We start from the raw sequence: 16,243 nt of genomic DNA on the forward strand, positions 1-16,243 counted from the left end.
ACTTTAGAGAGACATTTCAGTCAACCATAGGTGTCCGTGAATGAATAAGCTTACGGGTTTTGCACTTCCAGCATGGAAGACTCAAGGGGTTAAAAATTGGAAATTGGACCATACATATGTAGCCGACGATACTGGTAGAGCTTGGGGATGCAACGGACGTGTTAGCGGAGGTATTCCAATTTGTTCTGGTTTAGGAAACGGGAACCATGCGGATTGCTTAGCTCAACCAAATCGCAAAGCAGGGATAATTTATGGACTTGGTGGAGTTTGCCATCAAATGGCCAATAGAATCTTGCTTTCTGCAAATGTGCAAGTTTCGCAGGCACGCGGATACTCGCTATCCCTTTTGCTTTTCGGTGAGTTTGGGCTTGATCAAAACGGAATAGAATATGACCCAATAACTTATCCTTGGCCAGAGCTGGCTTACTGCTCCGCTAATCACAATCATTGAGTTAGCATCATGCACGCTATCGAATTATTCAACCAACTTATGCATAACCTCAAATGGCGTCTAACGCAGTACGGAGAAGCTGAGGATAAGAGACTAGGGCTTCTAAATGTGCTTGTGCGTTCGCAACTGCAGGATCACGCATCCCCTGAGACGACAAAAGTCCTAGCACTCATTCAAAAGGAATTTCGACAACGGCATGCTGAACTTTACCGATTGCTGAGGATTGAAGAAATCTCGCCCGATGAGTTCGCTGAAATGCTTGAGGCGAACGTATCGGAGACCGTTGACCAACTCTATCGCTATCTGGGCGAAGATAATTTTGAACGCTTGTTCGATATGCCTGTGGAAGAAGCCAAAGACTTCATTGAAGCTGATGAAATCATCTCCGAAATAGCGGATCATCGCCACCCTATGAAATTCTGATACCAGGACTTCAGATAGGCAAAGAAAAAACCCGCCATCGCTGGCGGGTTCTTTTCATGACCCTTCCCGAAGGAGGGATCCAGATAATGGTGCGGTCGAGAAGACTCGAACTTCCACGGGGGTTAGCCCACAGCGACCTCAACGCTGCGCGTCTACCAATTCCGCCACGACCGCATATGTCTTGTCTGCAAGCCCGTTGAGGTAATTTTGTGGGCTTGCCTTGGTGCGGAAAGGGAGATAGCAAAAAGGTTACCCCTGATCAAGGGCTCATTTCACTTATTTGACAGGAAAAATGCAAACCATCGCCCCTACCGCGCAAATTCCCGACTGGCGCACCGCCTCCGGGTTGGTTTCCTACCCCGAAGCGCTGGCCGAAATGGAAGCGCGCGCCGAAGCCATCCATGACGGCAAAGCCACGGAACTGGTATGGTTTCTGGAACATCCGCCGCTATATACGGCCGGAACCAGCGCGCATGTCGAAGATCTTGTCGATCCGGATCGCTTCCCCGTCTATGACGCGGGACGTGGTGGGCAATATACCTATCACGGCCCCGGACAGCGCACCGTTTACCTGATGCTGGACTTAAAAAAGCGCGGTCGCGACGTTCGGGCCTATGTCCATAACCTTGAAGAATGGGTGATTCGCACGCTGGCACTGCTTGGCGTTGCCGGCGAACGCCGCGATGGCCGGGTCGGAATATGGGTTGTGCGCGATGGCGGACGCGAAGATAAAATCGCCGCCATCGGTGTGCGTGTGCGACGCTGGGTCACGTTCCACGGCATTGCAATCAATGTGAACCCCGATCTGTCGCATTTCGGCGGGATTGTTCCCTGCGGTATTTCCGATCACGGGGTCACAAGCCTTGCCGATCTTGGCGTCGATATTTCTATGGCGGAACTCGATAGACTGTTAAAACAGACCTTTGTCGATGTATTCCCCGGATTCGCAGATGAGTGACAGCCCGAAAAAGGTTGCCAAAAACAGCAAAGCCAAACCGGAAAGCTCCCGGAAGATGGGCGAAAGCATCGCCGAAGTCGGCATGGCTGATGCCGAACGCGATATTCTGGCAGAACTCGACAAGGCGCTTAGCGAACATATCTCGCTTCTGCTGGGATGGTGCCGCCGCCTTACACAACCGGCAGGCCAACATAGCCCCGCCCCGCCCCATGACCACACGGAAGACCACGATTGCGACTTTGGGGCATGGTATGCGCTTAATCGCCATAACAGGCTCATAGACCAGCCTGCGATGCATGCGCTTGCCACCACCCATGAACAGCTTCATGCGTCCGCCAGACGGCTTCTCGACGGCCACGAGATTGATGGCAGCGTCGACGAAGCAGAATTCGAAATGCTGTCACTGCGCGCCGAATCGTTTTTTGCCCAACTTCGTCGGCTCGAACGGGCCTTCCGGACCGCACGTTCCGATGTCGACCCGCTGACGGGCACCTATAACCGGCAAACCATGCTGGGCGACCTTGGCAATGAACGCGAACGTTCTGTGCGCACCGATACACCAACCGCAATTGCCCTGGTCGATCTGGATCACTTCAAAGCGGTCAATGACACACATGGCCATCAGGCCGGCGATCTGGTGCTGCAATCGGTTGCCGGCATCCTGCAATCGCATGTCCGCCCGTTCGACAAGGTCTATCGCTATGGCGGTGAAGAATTCCTGATTTGCCTGCCAAATGCCGACATGAAGCAATCCGCACGCGTTCTTGAACGCCTGCGCCGCGTTATCGAAGCATCCCCGGTGACGCTTAATGACGGCACGATTTTGCCGGTCACGGCCTCTATCGGGGCGGCCCCGATGACCAAAACCCGCACGATCGAACAGATCATCGAAAAGGCCGATCAGGCGCTCTATGCCGCAAAGGAAGGCGGCCGGAACAAGGTCCGGGTCTGGCGCAATCCCGATGGCCCCAAGAACACCGGCAAAACCGACGGATCGAAATCCGACACCTGATCACCGCAGCCGCCTTAATTACGCCCCCAACCAGCCGATATCGAAAATGTGATCGTTTTTAACGACGCGATCCGGTCATGGGATATCGCGTTGAATCCGCCGCATTTCTTGCGGGGTAACGCGCAATTTGCATCAGAATCTATTTAAAAATCAAAAAATTCTACCAAAGCGCAATCTTGTCTTCACAAGATGGAAACATATCTGCAAACTATAATAATAAAAGGCAGCAGGGTCCGGCGACGGCCCCGAAAATGAGAGAGAAAACGCTGCCTATGGGAGGGAATTCGGTTCGGACAGAACGGAGGCTCCTGATGTCCACTGCGACTGATTTCGTGCCTGGCGACCCCGCCTTGATGCTAACGGTGCTCCGCGGTGCCGATGGCAACCTTGACCAAAACATCCTGCTTGAACGCATTTTATCCCTGTTTTGCACGGATGATGACGGCAATCAGATCATTGTCGAAGACTCACCCGACTTGCGACGACGCATCAGTAACGCAATTTCGCATCTGAAAATTGCCGGCCTGGTGGACACGGCAACGGATAACAGCCTGTCCATCACATCCCTTGGCAGGGCCATGATGATGGCCTATCCGATGGGGATTGATGATGGTGTGCTGTGTTCGCTACCAGCCTTTCGCAATCAGATTTACGATACCAATGCCCCGGTTGTGCATGAACGGCACCTTCCCAATCCTGCTTATGGCTCGGGTTTCTCGGCGGGACTGGGGTCCCATCGGTTAACCGAAAACCCCTATCCGTCCGACAGCCGCGATCATGAAGACTGGCTGATGGGCTGGGACGAAGCCCTTGATCAAAGCAAACGCGAAGCCGAAACGCTTGTAAGATAGGCAATCATTCCGGCCATAAATGCGGCCCGGTGTGAAAATTTGCGACCGGCACCATTTGGGGGAACCAGGGCGGTGCTGGAATTGACCAAACCGGAATTAATCCGGTCGGCCCGGATGCCTGTCCGATGGCCACATATTGCCCGCCGGCTGTTCCCGGGTACGCATGCGTACCGGCCCAGCCAACAGCAGGGCAACCAGTATTCGTCACCCAATTTCCCGAAGATGTATAGCGACGCCAGCTAGAAAAGCCATCAGGCGGTGGCTCTGGCGCAAGAACCGGTTTAGTCGTTGTCGGGTTTGGAATTCGGATTGGCTGCGCGGAAGAACGAAATCACGTTGTCGCTACCAGCGTCGGTTTTGGTGTCGGTGTCCGAAGATGCCCTATCGACGTCATCGGGATTTTTCCGGCCCCCGGCAACAGCGGATTCGGTTTCATTGCCGGTTTTATCGGATCCGGTATTTTCAGACGGTTCGGAACCACCGCGATAATGGCCGTCATGCTGCCTGTCGGCCTTGCGGTCCTCGGCGTCTTTTTTCGTACGTTCACCACGCGTGCGGCCATGCAAGGCACGATTGGCATCGGCCTGTTTTTCCTTGGCTGTGCGCTTCTTCTGCTTGCGCGCCTGACGCAGATTGACAAGATCGCCCATGCGGACGTCCCCTTTCATCGCGGCCTGAAATGACAAACGGGCACCCTGAATGATCAGGGCACCCGCCTGGAAGCTTGGCAAACCGTTGATAAAACCTGCTGCCTCAAACCGCCTTAGCGGACGAAGACATGTACCTCGTTGGCCGAAACCGAGGCACTGGTCGCATCAGAAACACGTACACGCGTGCTGGGCATTCCCATATCTGTCAGGGAACGCAGAACCGATTGCGCATTGCGTTTTGATTTGTTGCTGTTCAGCGCAACCTGCGCCGGGGTACCACGATTCGGCGTTACCGCAACAACATCAAAGCTGGCCTGCGGGCGGCGCTCCAGAACGCGGTTGACCGCGTTATAAAGCGCCTGCTCGTATTTCACGCTCGCGCTGTCGAAACGGATAACCACCAGCGGACGTTCGCTGGCCGATGCCATGCTGGCACCGGCAGATGCCGGTGCAGCCTGTGACTGGAAGACACGCTTGGAAAGCGCGTCACCGAAAATCTCGCCATTCTTGACGGCCAGTGCCAGCGCATTGAGGTTTGCACGCTCGTTGCTCACGTAAGACGTCTGACGGGCAAGGCCTTCGCTGATTTCATTCAGAAGACGATCAATCAGAACCGTGGTGCGATTGGTTTCGTCTTCAAGCAGTGCGAGCTGACGGTGATCTTCGTCAACAGCACCGGAAACCTGATAGGCAGACCGGACTGATTCCAGCAGGAAGGTCGACAGGGTCGAATCAGCGGCCACTTTGTTGGCCAGCGAATTCATCGCCGCAATGTCGTCATTCACACGATCAAGTTCCTGCTGCGCAGTATTCCACTGCTGCACCAGAACCGGGTTGCCCGGCGTGGTACCAACCTGCAACCGTGCGCTGATCGCTGCCACAGTCCCGTGATAGGCCTGCGAGTTGCGAACTGTCTGCGCACGAAGCTGCTGCAATTCGTTGTTGTGATCATTCAGCGCAGCCTTCAGGCGGTTAAGCTCGGACTGCATGTTTTCGACCTTCGACCCGACAAAGGTTCCGGTCTGCGAAATGCCTGTAAGCGGTTGGGAACTGCGCGCAACATCGCTTGATGTCGTAGCATCTGCCCCGCTTGTATCAGCCATTGCTGCTGAATTTTCAGAGCCGGCATTCTCTTCGCCAGCCAAAGTCGGCCAAAGGGCCTCTGAAGAAAAAGAACATCCCCCCAGCAAAAGGGCGGCGCCGATTACGGCGAGGTAGGTTTTACGAACGGCCATTTCGATCTATTACCTAAGTAGGAATAAGCGAATCTCCCTGGGCCTGCTTTTTTATGAATTGAAACAAGCCCCTGCTCCCCCGGGATTGAATGCATCTTAGTCCACGACCACGTGTGGAACAAGACGCATTTGCCCCTTTTTTAGCCATAGTTTGTCATATCGTTGTCAAAAGCAACAAACCGGGGCAGAACAAGGCCCTAGCAGCGGTAAAAAACCTGCATTCGGAAAAAATACGGTTTTTTGAAATTTACCGCTTGCAATGCCCCGCTCGTTTGCATAAGTTCCGCTCCGCCGACGGGGAGCACTCAACGCAAACCGGCGGAAACCAAGGCAAAGCGCCCGTAGCTCAGCTGGATAGAGCATCTGACTACGAATCAGAAGGCCGGAGGTTCGAATCCTTCCGGGCGCGCCATTCAAAGGCCCGACGTTATCGCGTCGGGCCTTTGCCATTTCCGGATCAAAATATGCCGCGCTTTCGCTGTCCGGTCTTTCGGAACGCAGAAATGTGAAGCGGATTACACTTTCAGGCCGGTTCTCTGCCCTTATTACGCAACTTTTATCCATCATCCTTGCCCCAGCCAGTCCCTCAAACATATCTGGGGAGAACAGCAATCCCGCCCGCAAGGAGACAGGAATGGATATCGGAAAAATTCTCGGTGGCGTACTCGGTTCCGGCAGTACCGGCCAGATCGGTGACCGGATCAAGCAAGCCACTTCCGGCGGATCGACCGGCGGAATCGGCAAGGCGCTGGGCAATAGCGGCCTGGGCGGCGGTCTCGTTGGTGGTGCGCTAAGCGGCGGGCTGATATCTGCGGTTCTTGGTTCAAAAAAGGGCCGCAAGATGGGCGGCAAGGTGCTGGCATACGGCGGCACAGCCCTTGTTGCGGGCCTTGCCTATAAGGCATGGCGCGATTACAGCAACCGCCAGAAACCACAAAACCATGCGCGCGATACCGATCTTGCCAGTATTCCAGCCGATAGCGGCTTTGCCCCGGAACAGGAACGCGGCGAGGATGATGTTGATTTCCGTCTTGCTTTGGTGCGCGCCATGATTGCCGCCGCCAAATCCGACGGCCATATAGATCAGGCAGAACACAAACGCATTGCCGCCCAGATCGAACAGTTTGAACTGGGCGCATCGGAAAAGGCGTTTCTGTTTGATGCCTTTTCCGCCGATGCCGATCCGCTGGCGATTGCCCGTCTCGCACGCACCAGCGAACAGGGTGCCGAAATCTATCTGGCATCCAGCCTGTCGATTGATCCCGATGAACAGGTCGAACAGCAATATCTTGACCGACTTGCCGGTTGTCTTGGCCTGCCCGGCGAATTGCGGGCCCATCTTGATACACAGGCCGAAGGCGCACGGCGAGAATTCGCCGCCAAATAGCAGACCAGTCGACATAATACACGAAGGCCCGGACGATCCCGTCCGGGCCTCACTTTGGGCAAATATATGCTGGCCGATTACATACCCGGCATGATGACGGTATCGATAACGTGGATAACGCCGTTATCGGCCTCGATATCGGCCTGGGTTACCGTTGCACCGTCAACCATGACACCACTGGTCGCATTTACATCAATGGTGTCGCCCTGAACGCTGGCAACTTCCATTTCCTTGCCTGCGATGTCCGTCGACATAACCTTGCCCGGCACCACATGATAGGTCAGGATGGCCACCAGCTTTTCCTTGTTTCCCGGTTTCAGAAGGTCGTCGACAGTTCCTGCTGGCAGTTTGGCAAACGCATCATCGGTTGGCGCGAAAACGGTAAAGGGCCCTTCACCCTTAAGGGTTTCGACAAGCCCGGCGGCCTGAACCGCGGCGACAAGCGTTTTAAAAGACCCGGCAGATACCGCCGTATCCACGATGTCGGCAGCCTTTGCCGGAAGACTTGCCAATGCGAGTGCCGCGGCGGTAACGGTTGCGATCACGGTTTTCTTCAAAGCAGTCATGTTTCGAACTCCTGTCCATATATTGTCGGATGTTCCCGACATCTCTGCTGTCGAAAAACCTACGCGCCGTGCCCGGTGAACGGATCCATCGTGATGCTTCATTTAATTGTGATAGCCGCCCTGACATCCGCATCAGCCTGGCTTGCGTACAGGAACGCTTGTCCGTGTTGAAAACGGAAAAAGCCGGTGCCCGGAAACGGCAAGGAATGCTATGCTTGATGCCATCTTATGATCGCCTCAAGGAGCCCCTCGCATGAATGCCAACACGCGCATCACCATTTCCTGCATCGATCGTGTCGGTCTGGTATCGGATATATCCGGTCGTCTGTTTGATATCGGTGCCAATCTGGGGCCGACCAGCTTTGTGCTGGATCAGGGGCGCGCGAATTTTGTTACCACCTGCGAATTGCCCGACACCTGCCCGATCACCGAATGCGAGGCAGCCCTTTGTGAACTGCCGATGGAACAGGCCGAAATCACCGTCGAAGAAATTCAGCCCGCCCCGCTTCTGACCCGCGCACCGGGGGCCACGCATATGATTGAATGTTCCGGCATTGATCAACCCGGCCTGATCGCCCGACTGTCGGAAATTTTCATCGAATTCAACGCCAATATCGTGCAACTGGCGGCATCGGCAACCGATGAAAAAGATGCGCGCATCTATACAACACGCTTTGCGGTTGCCATCCCGGCCGACCGTGCGGCTGCCTGTCTGGCAACGCTTGCCAACACCGCCGGATCAATGCGCATGCTGTTCCGGTTTGAAGAACTGAAATAGCGTCGCGGCTTACAAGCTTCCGTAATCGTCGGCATCAAAGGCCACGTTACCTTCAACCAGATCACTGATCTCGATCCCGTCGATCTGAACGCCATAGCTGTAATGTCGACCACCACTGAAATCGACATAAACACCTGTGTCGTTCTGTTCGGCGTGATTGATGAAATCATCAAAATCATCGATGCCGCTTTTTTCCTGGAATGTCTTGCCCAGCAAAAGCCTGTCACCATTTTCGCCTGCTTCGAAATCGGTAATGCGATCGCGTTCCGCCCCGCCTTCGAACCGGACCCAGACGAAATTGTCCGACGACGCACCGCCGGTCAGAAGATCATTGCCATCCCCGCCAAACAGCGCGTCTTCGCCATAATACCCGCGCAGGACATCATGGCCGTCCTGCCCGAACATCCGGTCCGCGCCCCGACCACCTTCCAGAAGATCGCGACCAGCACCCGCCACTAACTGATCATCGCCGTGATCCCCGCGCATGATGTCCTGACCATCGTTGCCATACATTGCGTCGTCACCCATCCCCCCTTCGATAAGGTCATTCCCGGCGCCGCCATAAAGAAAGTCGTCCGCATTGTGGCCTTTGACAATGTCATCTCCGTCTCCGCCATCGGCATAGGTGCCGTCCGGCGGAAAGAGATCATCGTCATAATACACCTCACCGGCCAGAACCGTGTCATTGCCCTCGCCGCCATATAGATAATCGCCGCCTTCATTCCCCAGAATGTTGTCATCACCGGCATCACCATAAAGATAATCGCGATCAGGCTGGCCATATTCCGTGCCCGAAACGGTATCGTTGCCATCACCGCCATAGACCGTCGCCCCGGTTAGCGTGTCATCACCGCCCTTGCCATAAATGGTGTCATACCCAAAATAGCCATCAATATTGTTGTCCTGATCGTCACCGATCAAAAGATCGCTGTGGCTGGTTCCGAAAATGCCCTCGACATCAATCACGACATCCCCGGTTGCATCCCCGCCTTCGGCAATACCCGCGCCAAGATCAATATGCACAGCCTCGGCTGACGTCTGATAGCTGATCGTGTCCTGCCCGCTGCCACCATCAAGAAAATCCGCGCCCCGGCCTCCTGTCAGATGGTCATCACCGTCATTTCCCATCAGGGTGTCATTGCCGGTATCGCCGACCATTGTATTGTCACCACCGCGACCGATCATCAAATCATCGCCCCCCGCGCCAAACAGGGTGCCACCGCGATCCTCCCCGCCAATCAGCAGGTCATCATGATTTGATCCGCGTATGTTCAGATCGCGAAGCTCGCTATCATCCGCAAAGGAAATTTTATCCCCCTCTGCATCCCCGCCATAACCCTTCATGCTGTCCTGATCGAAGTAAATGGCTTCGGGCGAACTGCCATACGCAACAGTCGGCGCATAGCGGGAATAGGAAGAAGGAAAGATATCGCGGAAATCAAAGTTGATGGTATCGGCACCGCCGCCACCTTCGACCGCACTTATTTCTCCTTCAAAATAATCGTCTCCGTCAGTACCAATAACGCCCAGCTTCTGGGAGATATGGTCGCCATACTCACCAACAATCAGCTGATCGCCATCCGCATCACCACCACTGACGTCAAGTTCGGCCACCTGTTCGCCAGACGGGGCATCTTCGTTATTGTAGAATTTGAAGGTTAGCGGTTCGCGCGACGTCGCATAGGACAATACGTAATCGTCAGATCGCCCACTGACGAAAAAGCTGTCGGCCCCGGCGCCACCGATCACCGTGTCTGACTGGCTGAAATGGATTTCATCATCACCATCCAGCCCATAAATAATGTCACGACCACGAGAGGTATGGTTCAACACGTCGTCTTCGTTTGTACCGATGATCCGTGCCATGGAAGGCCTCCTGTCGTTGAATGAAACGACTCAACGGTACGCCCTATGGATGATTCAAAAAAGGAAAATAAAACCTAAAATATAGTTCTATTTTCAACCGGAAATGCAGGTTTTCTGCCAATAATGGCACGACATCGCGCCAATGATACCCTTAAACCGCAACCCGGTTACGCCCTGCCTGCTTGGCGGCATAAAGTTTTTCGTCTGCCTGTTTCAGCACCGCCCACGGATCGTCAACATCCTCGTCACGTTCCGAAAGACCAACCGAAATTGTCACGGAAACCGTCTTGTTTTTGTCGGGCAGGGCAATTTTGGTTGCGGCAATCCGCTTGCGAAGCGCTTCAAGCGGCTCGTGGGTTTTTTCAGCACTCCGTCCGGCAAAAACAACGGTAAATTCTTCGCCGCCATAGCGGAATGCCTTGCCTCCGCCGCCAACGCGCGCCAGTTCGCGTGAAACCTTGCGCAGCACGATGTCACCGACATCATGACCATAGGTATCGTTGAATTTCTTGAAATGATCGACATCAAGCATGGCAATCGCATACTGGCTGCCAAGTTCGGCCAAGGCATGGCCCAAGGCACGACGCCCGGGCAACCCGGTCAGATCATCGACAAACGCCATCCGCCAGGCTTCCTGTGCCAACCCGGCCAGAACCACACCGGTCGCTGCCAGATAACCGAACTTGATAAAACCCGGACCCATAACGGTGGCGACCGCAATGGCAATGATCGCGGCAGCAAAGCTGGTTTCAAGCGGCCGATGCAGCGCAAGCAGAATACCGACGGAAACAACCGCCAGAATCAGGGCAGGCTGCGGCATGTCGGCCATAAAGGTTCCGGTATCGATCAGCCGGTAATTAAGGACCTGATAAAGGGCCGCCCCGACATCGGCCTTGCCGGCCAGCATCAGCATGACAAAAAGCTGCAATCCCAGCACCAGCATCCGCGCAATACCGCGTGGATTAAGAACCCCGCGTTCTGCGGTAAATCCCAAAACCAGCAGATTAACCGGGATCAGATAAAGCGTCGCAATGCGCAGGAATGCCAAACCATCGGCTGAAAATCCGCCGCCATTTCCCACCAACAACCAGTAGCAGACCAGAAGCAGGATCATGACGAAAACCGCCCGCCCGCGGTTAAACCACCAACCGATCGCACCGCCCAGAAGGGCCAGAATAAAGGGGCCATATCGCACAAGCCCTGCCAGTTCACCCGGCACCAACCCCGGTGAAAGCGCAAGCACAAGGCAAGCCCCCAAAATCAGAAAGGGTGCCAGCCCGGCAGAGACAAGAATGGAATAAGCGCGACGCATGGGCGGTGTGGTTCTGCCTGAAATTCCCCCAAGGATACGGAAACGGGCACAGCCGATCCGCAATATTCCGGGTAATCTAACCACTGCGCCCTTAACGGGCCATTGCTTTATGCCGTGTTTCCGCGTTTTTTCTAATTCAGCCGCAAAGACCCGTTTCGGTGTTGCCTTTCGATAGGCATCAGACAATGGTCGTGTGCGCAAAATGGCTTGCATCTGTTAGCATGCGCACCATAAATTGGATCAAATTCGCTCTATCTCACTGCGGCGCACAATGATCGCAGGCGCAGAATTCTGTCACGGCGGCCACGGTACGATCCCGAAAACGGGACAAAAGCATTTAACGCCGGAAGCTTGGCCCAAACACAAAAAGGCCGATCCTTCCAGAATGACAGGCTTTGGAGAGACGTTACCATGAGCTTCACCACACCGACCCCGGCACCAGCACGTCTGAACCGGTCCGAACTGGCCGTTCCGGGCAGCCGTATCGAACTGTTTGAAAAGGCCGCCAGATCAAAGGCCGATGCCATCTTCCTTGATCTTGAAGACGCGGTCGCGCCAAGCGACAAGGAACAGGCGCGTAAAAACATCATTGCCGCGATCAATGACATCGACTGGGGCGACAAGGTGCTTTCGGTCCGCATCAACGGCCTTGATACACATTATATGTATCGTGATGTCGTCGATGTGCTCGAACAGGCCGGTGACCGGCTTGACCTGATCATGATCCCCAAGGTCGGAACGGCCGCCGATGTCTATGCGCTTGATATGATGGCAACCCAGATCGAGGCCGCCAAGGGCCGCAAAAAACGCATCGGGTTCGAACTGATCATTGAAACCGCGCTTGGCATGCAGAATATCCACGAAATTGCCGGTGCCTCCAAACGCAATGAAAGCCTGCATTTTGGTGTGGCCGACTACGCCGCCTCGACCAAGGCCATGACAACCGGGATCGGCGGCCCGAACCCGCATTATGGTGTTCTGACCGACAAGGACGGCGACAATCCCCGCGATTATCACTGGGGCGACATGTGGCATTACGCCATTGCCCGCATGGTGGTGGCCGCGCGCGCCAATGGTCTGCGCCCGATTGACGGCCCGTTTGGCGACTTTTCCGATCCGGATGGCTATCGCGCCCAAGCCGCACGCGCCATGGTGCTGGGCTGCGAGGGCAAATGGGCCATTCATCCCAGCCAGATCACCCTTGCCAACGATGTCTATTCCCCGTCCGAGGCCGAGATCACCAAAGCCAAACGCATCCTTGAAGCCATGACCAAGGCGCAGGCCGAAGGTGCGGGTGCCGTCGCCCTTGATGGCCGACTGATCGATATCGCATCCATCAAGCAGGCCGAAGTCATGGTCCGACAAGCCGAAGCCATTGCCGCACGCGACGCGGGATAAATCATTACACTCTGCCAAACAAGAAGGGGTGCCGCCCGGCACCCCTTTGTGTTTATGGCAACCGTAACAGGTTAATCCGCGATGCCCTCAAAGGTGATCTTGCCAATGGCCTTGCCGGATTCCAGCAACGCATGCGCCTTGCGCAGGCTTTCGGGTGTTAAGGCCCCGAAACTTTCATTTGCGGTATTTTTCAGGGTTCCGGCATCGATCAGATCGGCCACAGTCGCCAGCAATTTGTGCTGTTCGATCATGTCCGGGGTCTGGAACATCGAACGGGTAAACATGAATTCATAGGAAAAGCTGGCCGATTTCGCCTTCAGCAGATCGACATTGTGGTTTTCCTTGGCTTCGGTAATCGTCGCGATCCGGCCTTGCGGGGTGATGATTTCGGCCATGACATCGAAATACTGATCGGTTTCCGACGTGCACAGAATGTAATCGACATGGGTAAAGCCAATTGCCTTCAGCTCGTCATTCAACGGATTGCGATGATTGATAACCTGATCCGCACCAAGATCTTTAACCCAGTCGATGGTTTCCGGGCGCGATGCGGTCGCGATAACGGTCAAACCGGCCAGTTTGCCAAGCTGAATCGCGATCGAGCCAACCCCGCCTGCACCGCCAATCACCAGAAGTGTCTTGCCCGCATTGGCATCCTTGGCATTGCGATCTATCATCATACGGTCAAACAGGGCTTCCCATGCCGTAATCGCAGTCAATGGCAATGCCGCCGCATCTGCAAAGCCCAGCGACTTGGGTTTTGGCGCAACGATGCGTTCATCGACAAGCTGGAACTGGGTATTACTGCCCGACCGGGCAACATCCCCGGCATACCAGACCTCATCACCCGGGCGAAACAGGGTGACATCCTCGCCAACAGCTTCAACGACACCGGCCGCGTCCCAGCCAAGGATTTTGAAATTGCCGTCATCCGCCTTGCCACGGCGGACCTTGAAATCAACCGGGTTGACGGCAACACCCTTGACGCGAACCAGAATATCCCGGCCTTCGGCCTTTGGAGTTTCCATATCGATTTCACTGAACAACCCGTCCGTCTCGACGGGGGCGGCTTTATAAAGTCCGATTGCTTTCATCGTGGCATCCTTTTGATCAAAGGTTTGAATTGCGAATGCACCAGACCTAGCGCATAATGCCCTTCACGGTAAGTACGCACAATTTGGACCAATAGTATCACTTTGTATACTATTGGCGGTTTCCGTGGATTAAAGGAGCCATTTGATGGCATCGACATTTGATTGCCCCCCGGATCGCAGCCCCGGTTGCCCGGTCGAAGGGGCGCTGGACGTGATTGGTGGCAAATGGAAAGGCGTCGTCCTGTTCCATCTGCTGGACGGGACAAAACGGTTCAATGAATTGCGTCGTCTGATGCCCGGCGTGACACAGCGCATGCTGACCCGCCAACTGCGCGAGCTGGAGGCCGACGACCTGATCCACCGCGAAGTCTATGCCGAAGTCCCACCGCGCGTGGAATACAGCCTGACCGCAAAGGGCGAAACGCTTCGCCAGATCATCCTCGCGCTAAAAGACTGGGGAGAAAGCCACGTGCCTTATTTCGCAGTCAGGCCCGAAGCAGACGTCGCCTGACTGCCGGTTGGATCAGGCCGATTTCGCCATCTGTAAAGGCCGCGCCATTTTCCAGAATGTCGTGCGATCATAACCATCGTGAACGCCTTCACCGGCGATTTCAAAGCCGCGCGACTTGAAAAAGGCAATATTGCCCGTCAGTTCAACCCGAACATGAAGCCGCATGTTTTCCTTGCCCGCACTTTCAGCATGGGCGCAGGCCGCCTCGACCAGTGCCTTGCCAATGCCGCCGCCCTGAATGGATGGATCGACCGACAGTTTATAAAGATAGGCATCTTTGCCAACATCCTCGATCCAGACCTGGCCAATGACACGACCCGCTGAATCATGGGCCAGAAACAGCGTATCACGGGCAAACCGCCATTGAAGTTCGGCAATATTGACCGATTTTGCCGAACTTGGCGGATCGACGATATCGTCCTGAAAGGCAAAGGCGGCCAGCAGAATTTCAACAAGCCGGTCGAACGGAACAAGGGCGGGATCGCTGGGCGATGTGATCTCGATACTGGACGTCATGGATTTCCGTGTGCAAAACTGTCACTGTGCAGCGCGAAATATACGATATAATTCGTGCAAGGATGGAATTTATATGCGTATCGGACCTCAACCCTTGACGTGACGGGTTGATCAACTATGTTCCGCCTCATTGTTTCCCAGCCGGATATGATGCCCTGATGCATAACTTTCTGGATTTTGAAAAGCCGATCGCCGAACTCGAAGGCAAGATCGAAGAATTGCGCCACCTGACCGGCAATGATGAAGTCAACATCGCCGACGAGGTCGCACGCCTGCAGGACAAGCTGACCAAGCTGCTGCAAAGCACCTATGGCAAGCTGACCGCATGGCAGAAAACGCAGGTTGCCCGTCATCCTGATCGCCCGCATTTCACCGATTACGTCGCCCACCTGTTCGAGGGTTTCACCCCGCTTGCCGGTGACCGCCTGTTTGGCGAAGACGAAGCCATCATTGGTGGTCTGGCCCGCCTGCAGGGGCGCAGCGTCATGGTGATCGGTCATGAAAAGGGCCGCGATACCGAATCCCGCGTGAAACACAATTTCGGCATGGCCAAACCAGAAGGCTATCGCAAGGCGATCCGCCTGATGCGCATGGCCGAACGTTTTGGCATTCCGGTTATCACACTGGTTGATACCGCCGGTGCCTTCCCGGGTGCCGACGCCGAGGCGCGCGGACAGTCCGAAGCCATCGCACGGTCAATCGAAGCCTGCCTTGATATCAAGGTTCCGCTGATTTCGGTCATTATCGGCGAAGGCGGATCGGGCGGCGCCATCGCACTTGCGGTCGCAAACTCGGTCATGATGCTTGAAAACTCGATCTATTCCGTGATCTCGCCGGAAGGCTGCGCCTCGATCCTGTGGCGTTCGGGTGACGAGGCCAAAACGGCGGCCGAAGCCCTTCGCCTGACCGCACAGGACCTTCACCAGCTGGGTGTGATTGATGAAATCATTACCGAACCGCTGGGTGGTGCACAACGTTCACCGGTCGATGCCTGCAAACGTGTTGGCACCGCAATCGTCAAAGCACTTGAAGCCATGGACAATGTCGAAGGCGGTGTGCTCAAGGCGCGTCGTCGTGACAAGTTCCTTGATATGGGCCGTCACGGTCTGAACTGATTTCTCAGGGCGCAGTCGTCAGCAAGTCTGATCTGCGCCCTGTTCGTGTTTTCTTTCCGGCGCTGTCCCGCCCGTCGGTGAAAACCCCGGCTGCCGCGCCTTTTGAACCGGTACCCACCG

At 55.2% G+C, this 16,243-nt stretch carries 17 protein-coding genes and 2 tRNA genes; 11 read left to right on the plus strand and 8 right to left on the minus strand.

Annotation, left to right across the window (positions count from 1 at the left end; translation table 11 throughout):
- Window positions 1-40: 40 nt before the first annotated feature.
- Window positions 41-451, plus strand: coding sequence for a hypothetical protein (locus tag TH468_RS21140; protein ID WP_139834619.1), 411 nt, complete (start codon window positions 41-43; stop codon window positions 449-451).
- Window positions 452-460: 9 nt separating this feature from the next.
- Window positions 461-874 (plus strand): hypothetical protein, encoded by a 414-nt coding sequence (locus TH468_RS03095; protein WP_085642144.1) that lies wholly within the window; start codon window positions 461-463, stop codon window positions 872-874.
- A gap of 87 nt (window positions 875-961) precedes the next feature.
- Here the strand turns inward: TH468_RS03095 and TH468_RS03100 are convergent.
- A tRNA-Leu gene (locus tag TH468_RS03100) sits at window positions 962-1,048 on the minus strand.
- A 118-nt stretch (window positions 1,049-1,166) separates the two neighbouring features.
- Here TH468_RS03100 and lipB point away from each other — a divergent pair.
- The 3 genes from lipB to TH468_RS03115 all read left to right on the plus strand — a co-directional run bounded on the left by lipB (window position 1,167) and on the right by TH468_RS03115 (window position 3,695).
- Window positions 1,167-1,832 carry a lipoyl(octanoyl) transferase LipB gene (gene lipB / locus TH468_RS03105; RefSeq protein WP_085642145.1) on the plus strand — a complete coding sequence of 222 codons (666 nt, stop codon included), beginning with the start codon at window positions 1,167-1,169 and terminating at the stop codon, window positions 1,830-1,832.
- The gene (locus TH468_RS03110) at window positions 1,825-2,844 is read left to right on the plus strand and encodes a diguanylate cyclase (protein ID WP_085642146.1); all 1,020 of its coding nucleotides are present in this window, start codon (window positions 1,825-1,827) and stop codon (window positions 2,842-2,844) included. The genes lipB and TH468_RS03110 overlap by 8 nt, the downstream gene beginning before the upstream one ends.
- Before the next feature lie 311 nt (window positions 2,845-3,155).
- On the plus strand, window positions 3,156-3,695 hold the full coding sequence (locus tag TH468_RS03115; RefSeq protein WP_085642147.1) for a hypothetical protein: 540 nt from the start codon (window positions 3,156-3,158) through the stop codon (window positions 3,693-3,695).
- A gap of 281 nt (window positions 3,696-3,976) precedes the next feature.
- On the opposite strand, the gene TH468_RS03120 is transcribed toward TH468_RS03115, so the two are convergent.
- Both TH468_RS03120 and TH468_RS03125 read right to left on the minus strand, forming a co-directional pair.
- Window positions 3,977-4,345 (minus strand): DUF4169 family protein, encoded by a 369-nt coding sequence (locus TH468_RS03120; RefSeq protein ID WP_085642454.1) that lies wholly within the window; start codon window positions 4,343-4,345, stop codon window positions 3,977-3,979.
- A 113-nt stretch (window positions 4,346-4,458) separates the two neighbouring features.
- Entirely contained in the window at window positions 4,459-5,580 is a 1,122-nt protein-coding gene (locus tag TH468_RS03125; RefSeq protein ID WP_071239592.1) for a hypothetical protein, read from the minus strand.
- A gap of 335 nt (window positions 5,581-5,915) precedes the next feature.
- On the opposite strand from TH468_RS03125, the gene TH468_RS03130 reads away from it, so the two are divergent.
- Window positions 5,916-5,992, plus strand: a tRNA-Arg gene (locus TH468_RS03130).
- Window positions 5,993-6,214: 222 nt separating this feature from the next.
- Entirely contained in the window at window positions 6,215-6,967 is a 753-nt protein-coding gene (locus TH468_RS03135; RefSeq protein ID WP_085642148.1) for a tellurite resistance TerB family protein, read from the plus strand.
- Window positions 6,968-7,044: 77 nt separating this feature from the next.
- Here the strand turns inward: TH468_RS03135 and TH468_RS03140 are convergent, their stop codons facing one another.
- Window positions 7,045-7,533 carry a fasciclin domain-containing protein gene (locus TH468_RS03140; protein WP_085642149.1) on the minus strand — a complete coding sequence of 163 codons (489 nt, stop codon included), beginning with the start codon at window positions 7,531-7,533 and terminating at the stop codon, window positions 7,045-7,047.
- Between the two features lie 253 nt (window positions 7,534-7,786).
- On the opposite strand from TH468_RS03140, the gene TH468_RS03145 reads away from it, so the two are divergent.
- The gene (locus TH468_RS03145; RefSeq protein WP_085642150.1) at window positions 7,787-8,311 is read left to right on the plus strand and encodes a glycine cleavage system protein R; all 525 of its coding nucleotides are present in this window, start codon (window positions 7,787-7,789) and stop codon (window positions 8,309-8,311) included.
- 9 nt (window positions 8,312-8,320) lie between these two features.
- Here the strand turns inward: TH468_RS03145 and TH468_RS21145 are convergent, their stop codons facing one another.
- Complete coding sequence (locus tag TH468_RS21145) at window positions 8,321-10,177, minus strand: calcium-binding protein (RefSeq protein ID WP_139834620.1); 1,857 nt, start codon at window positions 10,175-10,177, stop codon at window positions 8,321-8,323.
- Window positions 10,178-10,328: 151 nt separating this feature from the next.
- A complete protein-coding gene (locus tag TH468_RS03155) occupies window positions 10,329-11,489 on the minus strand; it encodes a diguanylate cyclase (RefSeq protein ID WP_085642151.1) in 1,161 nt (386 codons plus the stop codon).
- A 411-nt stretch (window positions 11,490-11,900) separates the two neighbouring features.
- On the opposite strand from TH468_RS03155, the gene TH468_RS03160 reads away from it, so the two are divergent.
- The gene (locus tag TH468_RS03160; protein ID WP_085642152.1) at window positions 11,901-12,887 is read left to right on the plus strand and encodes a CoA ester lyase; all 987 of its coding nucleotides are present in this window, start codon (window positions 11,901-11,903) and stop codon (window positions 12,885-12,887) included.
- Between the two features lie 71 nt (window positions 12,888-12,958).
- Here the strand turns inward: TH468_RS03160 and TH468_RS03165 are convergent, their stop codons facing one another.
- Entirely contained in the window at window positions 12,959-13,981 is a 1,023-nt protein-coding gene (locus TH468_RS03165) for a zinc-binding alcohol dehydrogenase family protein (protein WP_085642153.1), read from the minus strand.
- Window positions 13,982-14,126: 145 nt separating this feature from the next.
- Between TH468_RS03165 and TH468_RS03170 the strand changes: the two genes are divergently transcribed.
- Window positions 14,127-14,492 carry a helix-turn-helix domain-containing protein gene (locus TH468_RS03170; protein ID WP_071239599.1) on the plus strand — a complete coding sequence of 122 codons (366 nt, stop codon included), beginning with the start codon at window positions 14,127-14,129 and terminating at the stop codon, window positions 14,490-14,492.
- A 12-nt stretch (window positions 14,493-14,504) separates the two neighbouring features.
- Here TH468_RS03170 and TH468_RS03175 read toward each other — a convergent pair whose 3' ends face one another.
- Complete coding sequence (locus TH468_RS03175) at window positions 14,505-15,008, minus strand: N-acetyltransferase (protein ID WP_085642154.1); 504 nt, start codon at window positions 15,006-15,008, stop codon at window positions 14,505-14,507.
- Between the two features lie 158 nt (window positions 15,009-15,166).
- Here TH468_RS03175 and TH468_RS03180 point away from each other — a divergent pair, with 158 nt between their 5' ends.
- Window positions 15,167-16,123 (plus strand): acetyl-CoA carboxylase carboxyltransferase subunit alpha, encoded by a 957-nt coding sequence (locus TH468_RS03180; RefSeq protein WP_007088932.1) that lies wholly within the window; start codon window positions 15,167-15,169, stop codon window positions 16,121-16,123.
- The last annotated feature ends 120 nt before the right edge of the window (window positions 16,124-16,243 follow it).

It is taken from the genome of Thalassospira sp. MCCC 1A03138, assembly GCF_002115785.1.
In the GTDB taxonomy this organism is placed as follows: domain Bacteria; phylum Pseudomonadota; class Alphaproteobacteria; order Rhodospirillales; family Thalassospiraceae; genus Thalassospira.

What these genes read in the sequence shown, in the direction of transcription:
- TH468_RS21140 (WP_139834619.1), top strand. Translation starts at nt 41, where the DNA reads ATGAATAAGCTTACGGGTTTTGCACTTCCAGCATGGAAGACTCAAGGG.
- TH468_RS03095 (WP_085642144.1), top strand. Translation starts at nt 461, where the DNA reads ATGCACGCTATCGAATTATTCAACCAACTTATGCATAACCTCAAATGG.
- lipB (WP_085642145.1), top strand. Translation starts at nt 1,167, where the DNA reads ATGCAAACCATCGCCCCTACCGCGCAAATTCCCGACTGGCGCACCGCC.
- TH468_RS03110 (WP_085642146.1), top strand. Translation starts at nt 1,825, where the DNA reads ATGAGTGACAGCCCGAAAAAGGTTGCCAAAAACAGCAAAGCCAAACCG.
- TH468_RS03115 (WP_085642147.1), top strand. Translation starts at nt 3,156, where the DNA reads ATGTCCACTGCGACTGATTTCGTGCCTGGCGACCCCGCCTTGATGCTA.
- TH468_RS03120 (WP_085642454.1), bottom strand. Translation starts at nt 4,345, where the DNA reads ATGGGCGATCTTGTCAATCTGCGTCAGGCGCGCAAGCAGAAGAAGCGC.
- TH468_RS03125 (WP_071239592.1), bottom strand. Translation starts at nt 5,580, where the DNA reads ATGGCCGTTCGTAAAACCTACCTCGCCGTAATCGGCGCCGCCCTTTTG.
- TH468_RS03135 (WP_085642148.1), top strand. Translation starts at nt 6,215, where the DNA reads ATGGATATCGGAAAAATTCTCGGTGGCGTACTCGGTTCCGGCAGTACC.
- TH468_RS03140 (WP_085642149.1), bottom strand. Translation starts at nt 7,533, where the DNA reads ATGACTGCTTTGAAGAAAACCGTGATCGCAACCGTTACCGCCGCGGCA.
- TH468_RS03145 (WP_085642150.1), top strand. Translation starts at nt 7,787, where the DNA reads ATGAATGCCAACACGCGCATCACCATTTCCTGCATCGATCGTGTCGGT.
- TH468_RS21145 (WP_139834620.1), bottom strand. Translation starts at nt 10,177, where the DNA reads ATGGCACGGATCATCGGTACAAACGAAGACGACGTGTTGAACCATACC.
- TH468_RS03155 (WP_085642151.1), bottom strand. Translation starts at nt 11,489, where the DNA reads ATGCGTCGCGCTTATTCCATTCTTGTCTCTGCCGGGCTGGCACCCTTT.
- TH468_RS03160 (WP_085642152.1), top strand. Translation starts at nt 11,901, where the DNA reads ATGAGCTTCACCACACCGACCCCGGCACCAGCACGTCTGAACCGGTCC.
- TH468_RS03165 (WP_085642153.1), bottom strand. Translation starts at nt 13,981, where the DNA reads ATGAAAGCAATCGGACTTTATAAAGCCGCCCCCGTCGAGACGGACGGG.
- TH468_RS03170 (WP_071239599.1), top strand. Translation starts at nt 14,127, where the DNA reads ATGGCATCGACATTTGATTGCCCCCCGGATCGCAGCCCCGGTTGCCCG.
- TH468_RS03175 (WP_085642154.1), bottom strand. Translation starts at nt 15,008, where the DNA reads ATGACGTCCAGTATCGAGATCACATCGCCCAGCGATCCCGCCCTTGTT.
- TH468_RS03180 (WP_007088932.1), top strand. Translation starts at nt 15,167, where the DNA reads ATGCATAACTTTCTGGATTTTGAAAAGCCGATCGCCGAACTCGAAGGC.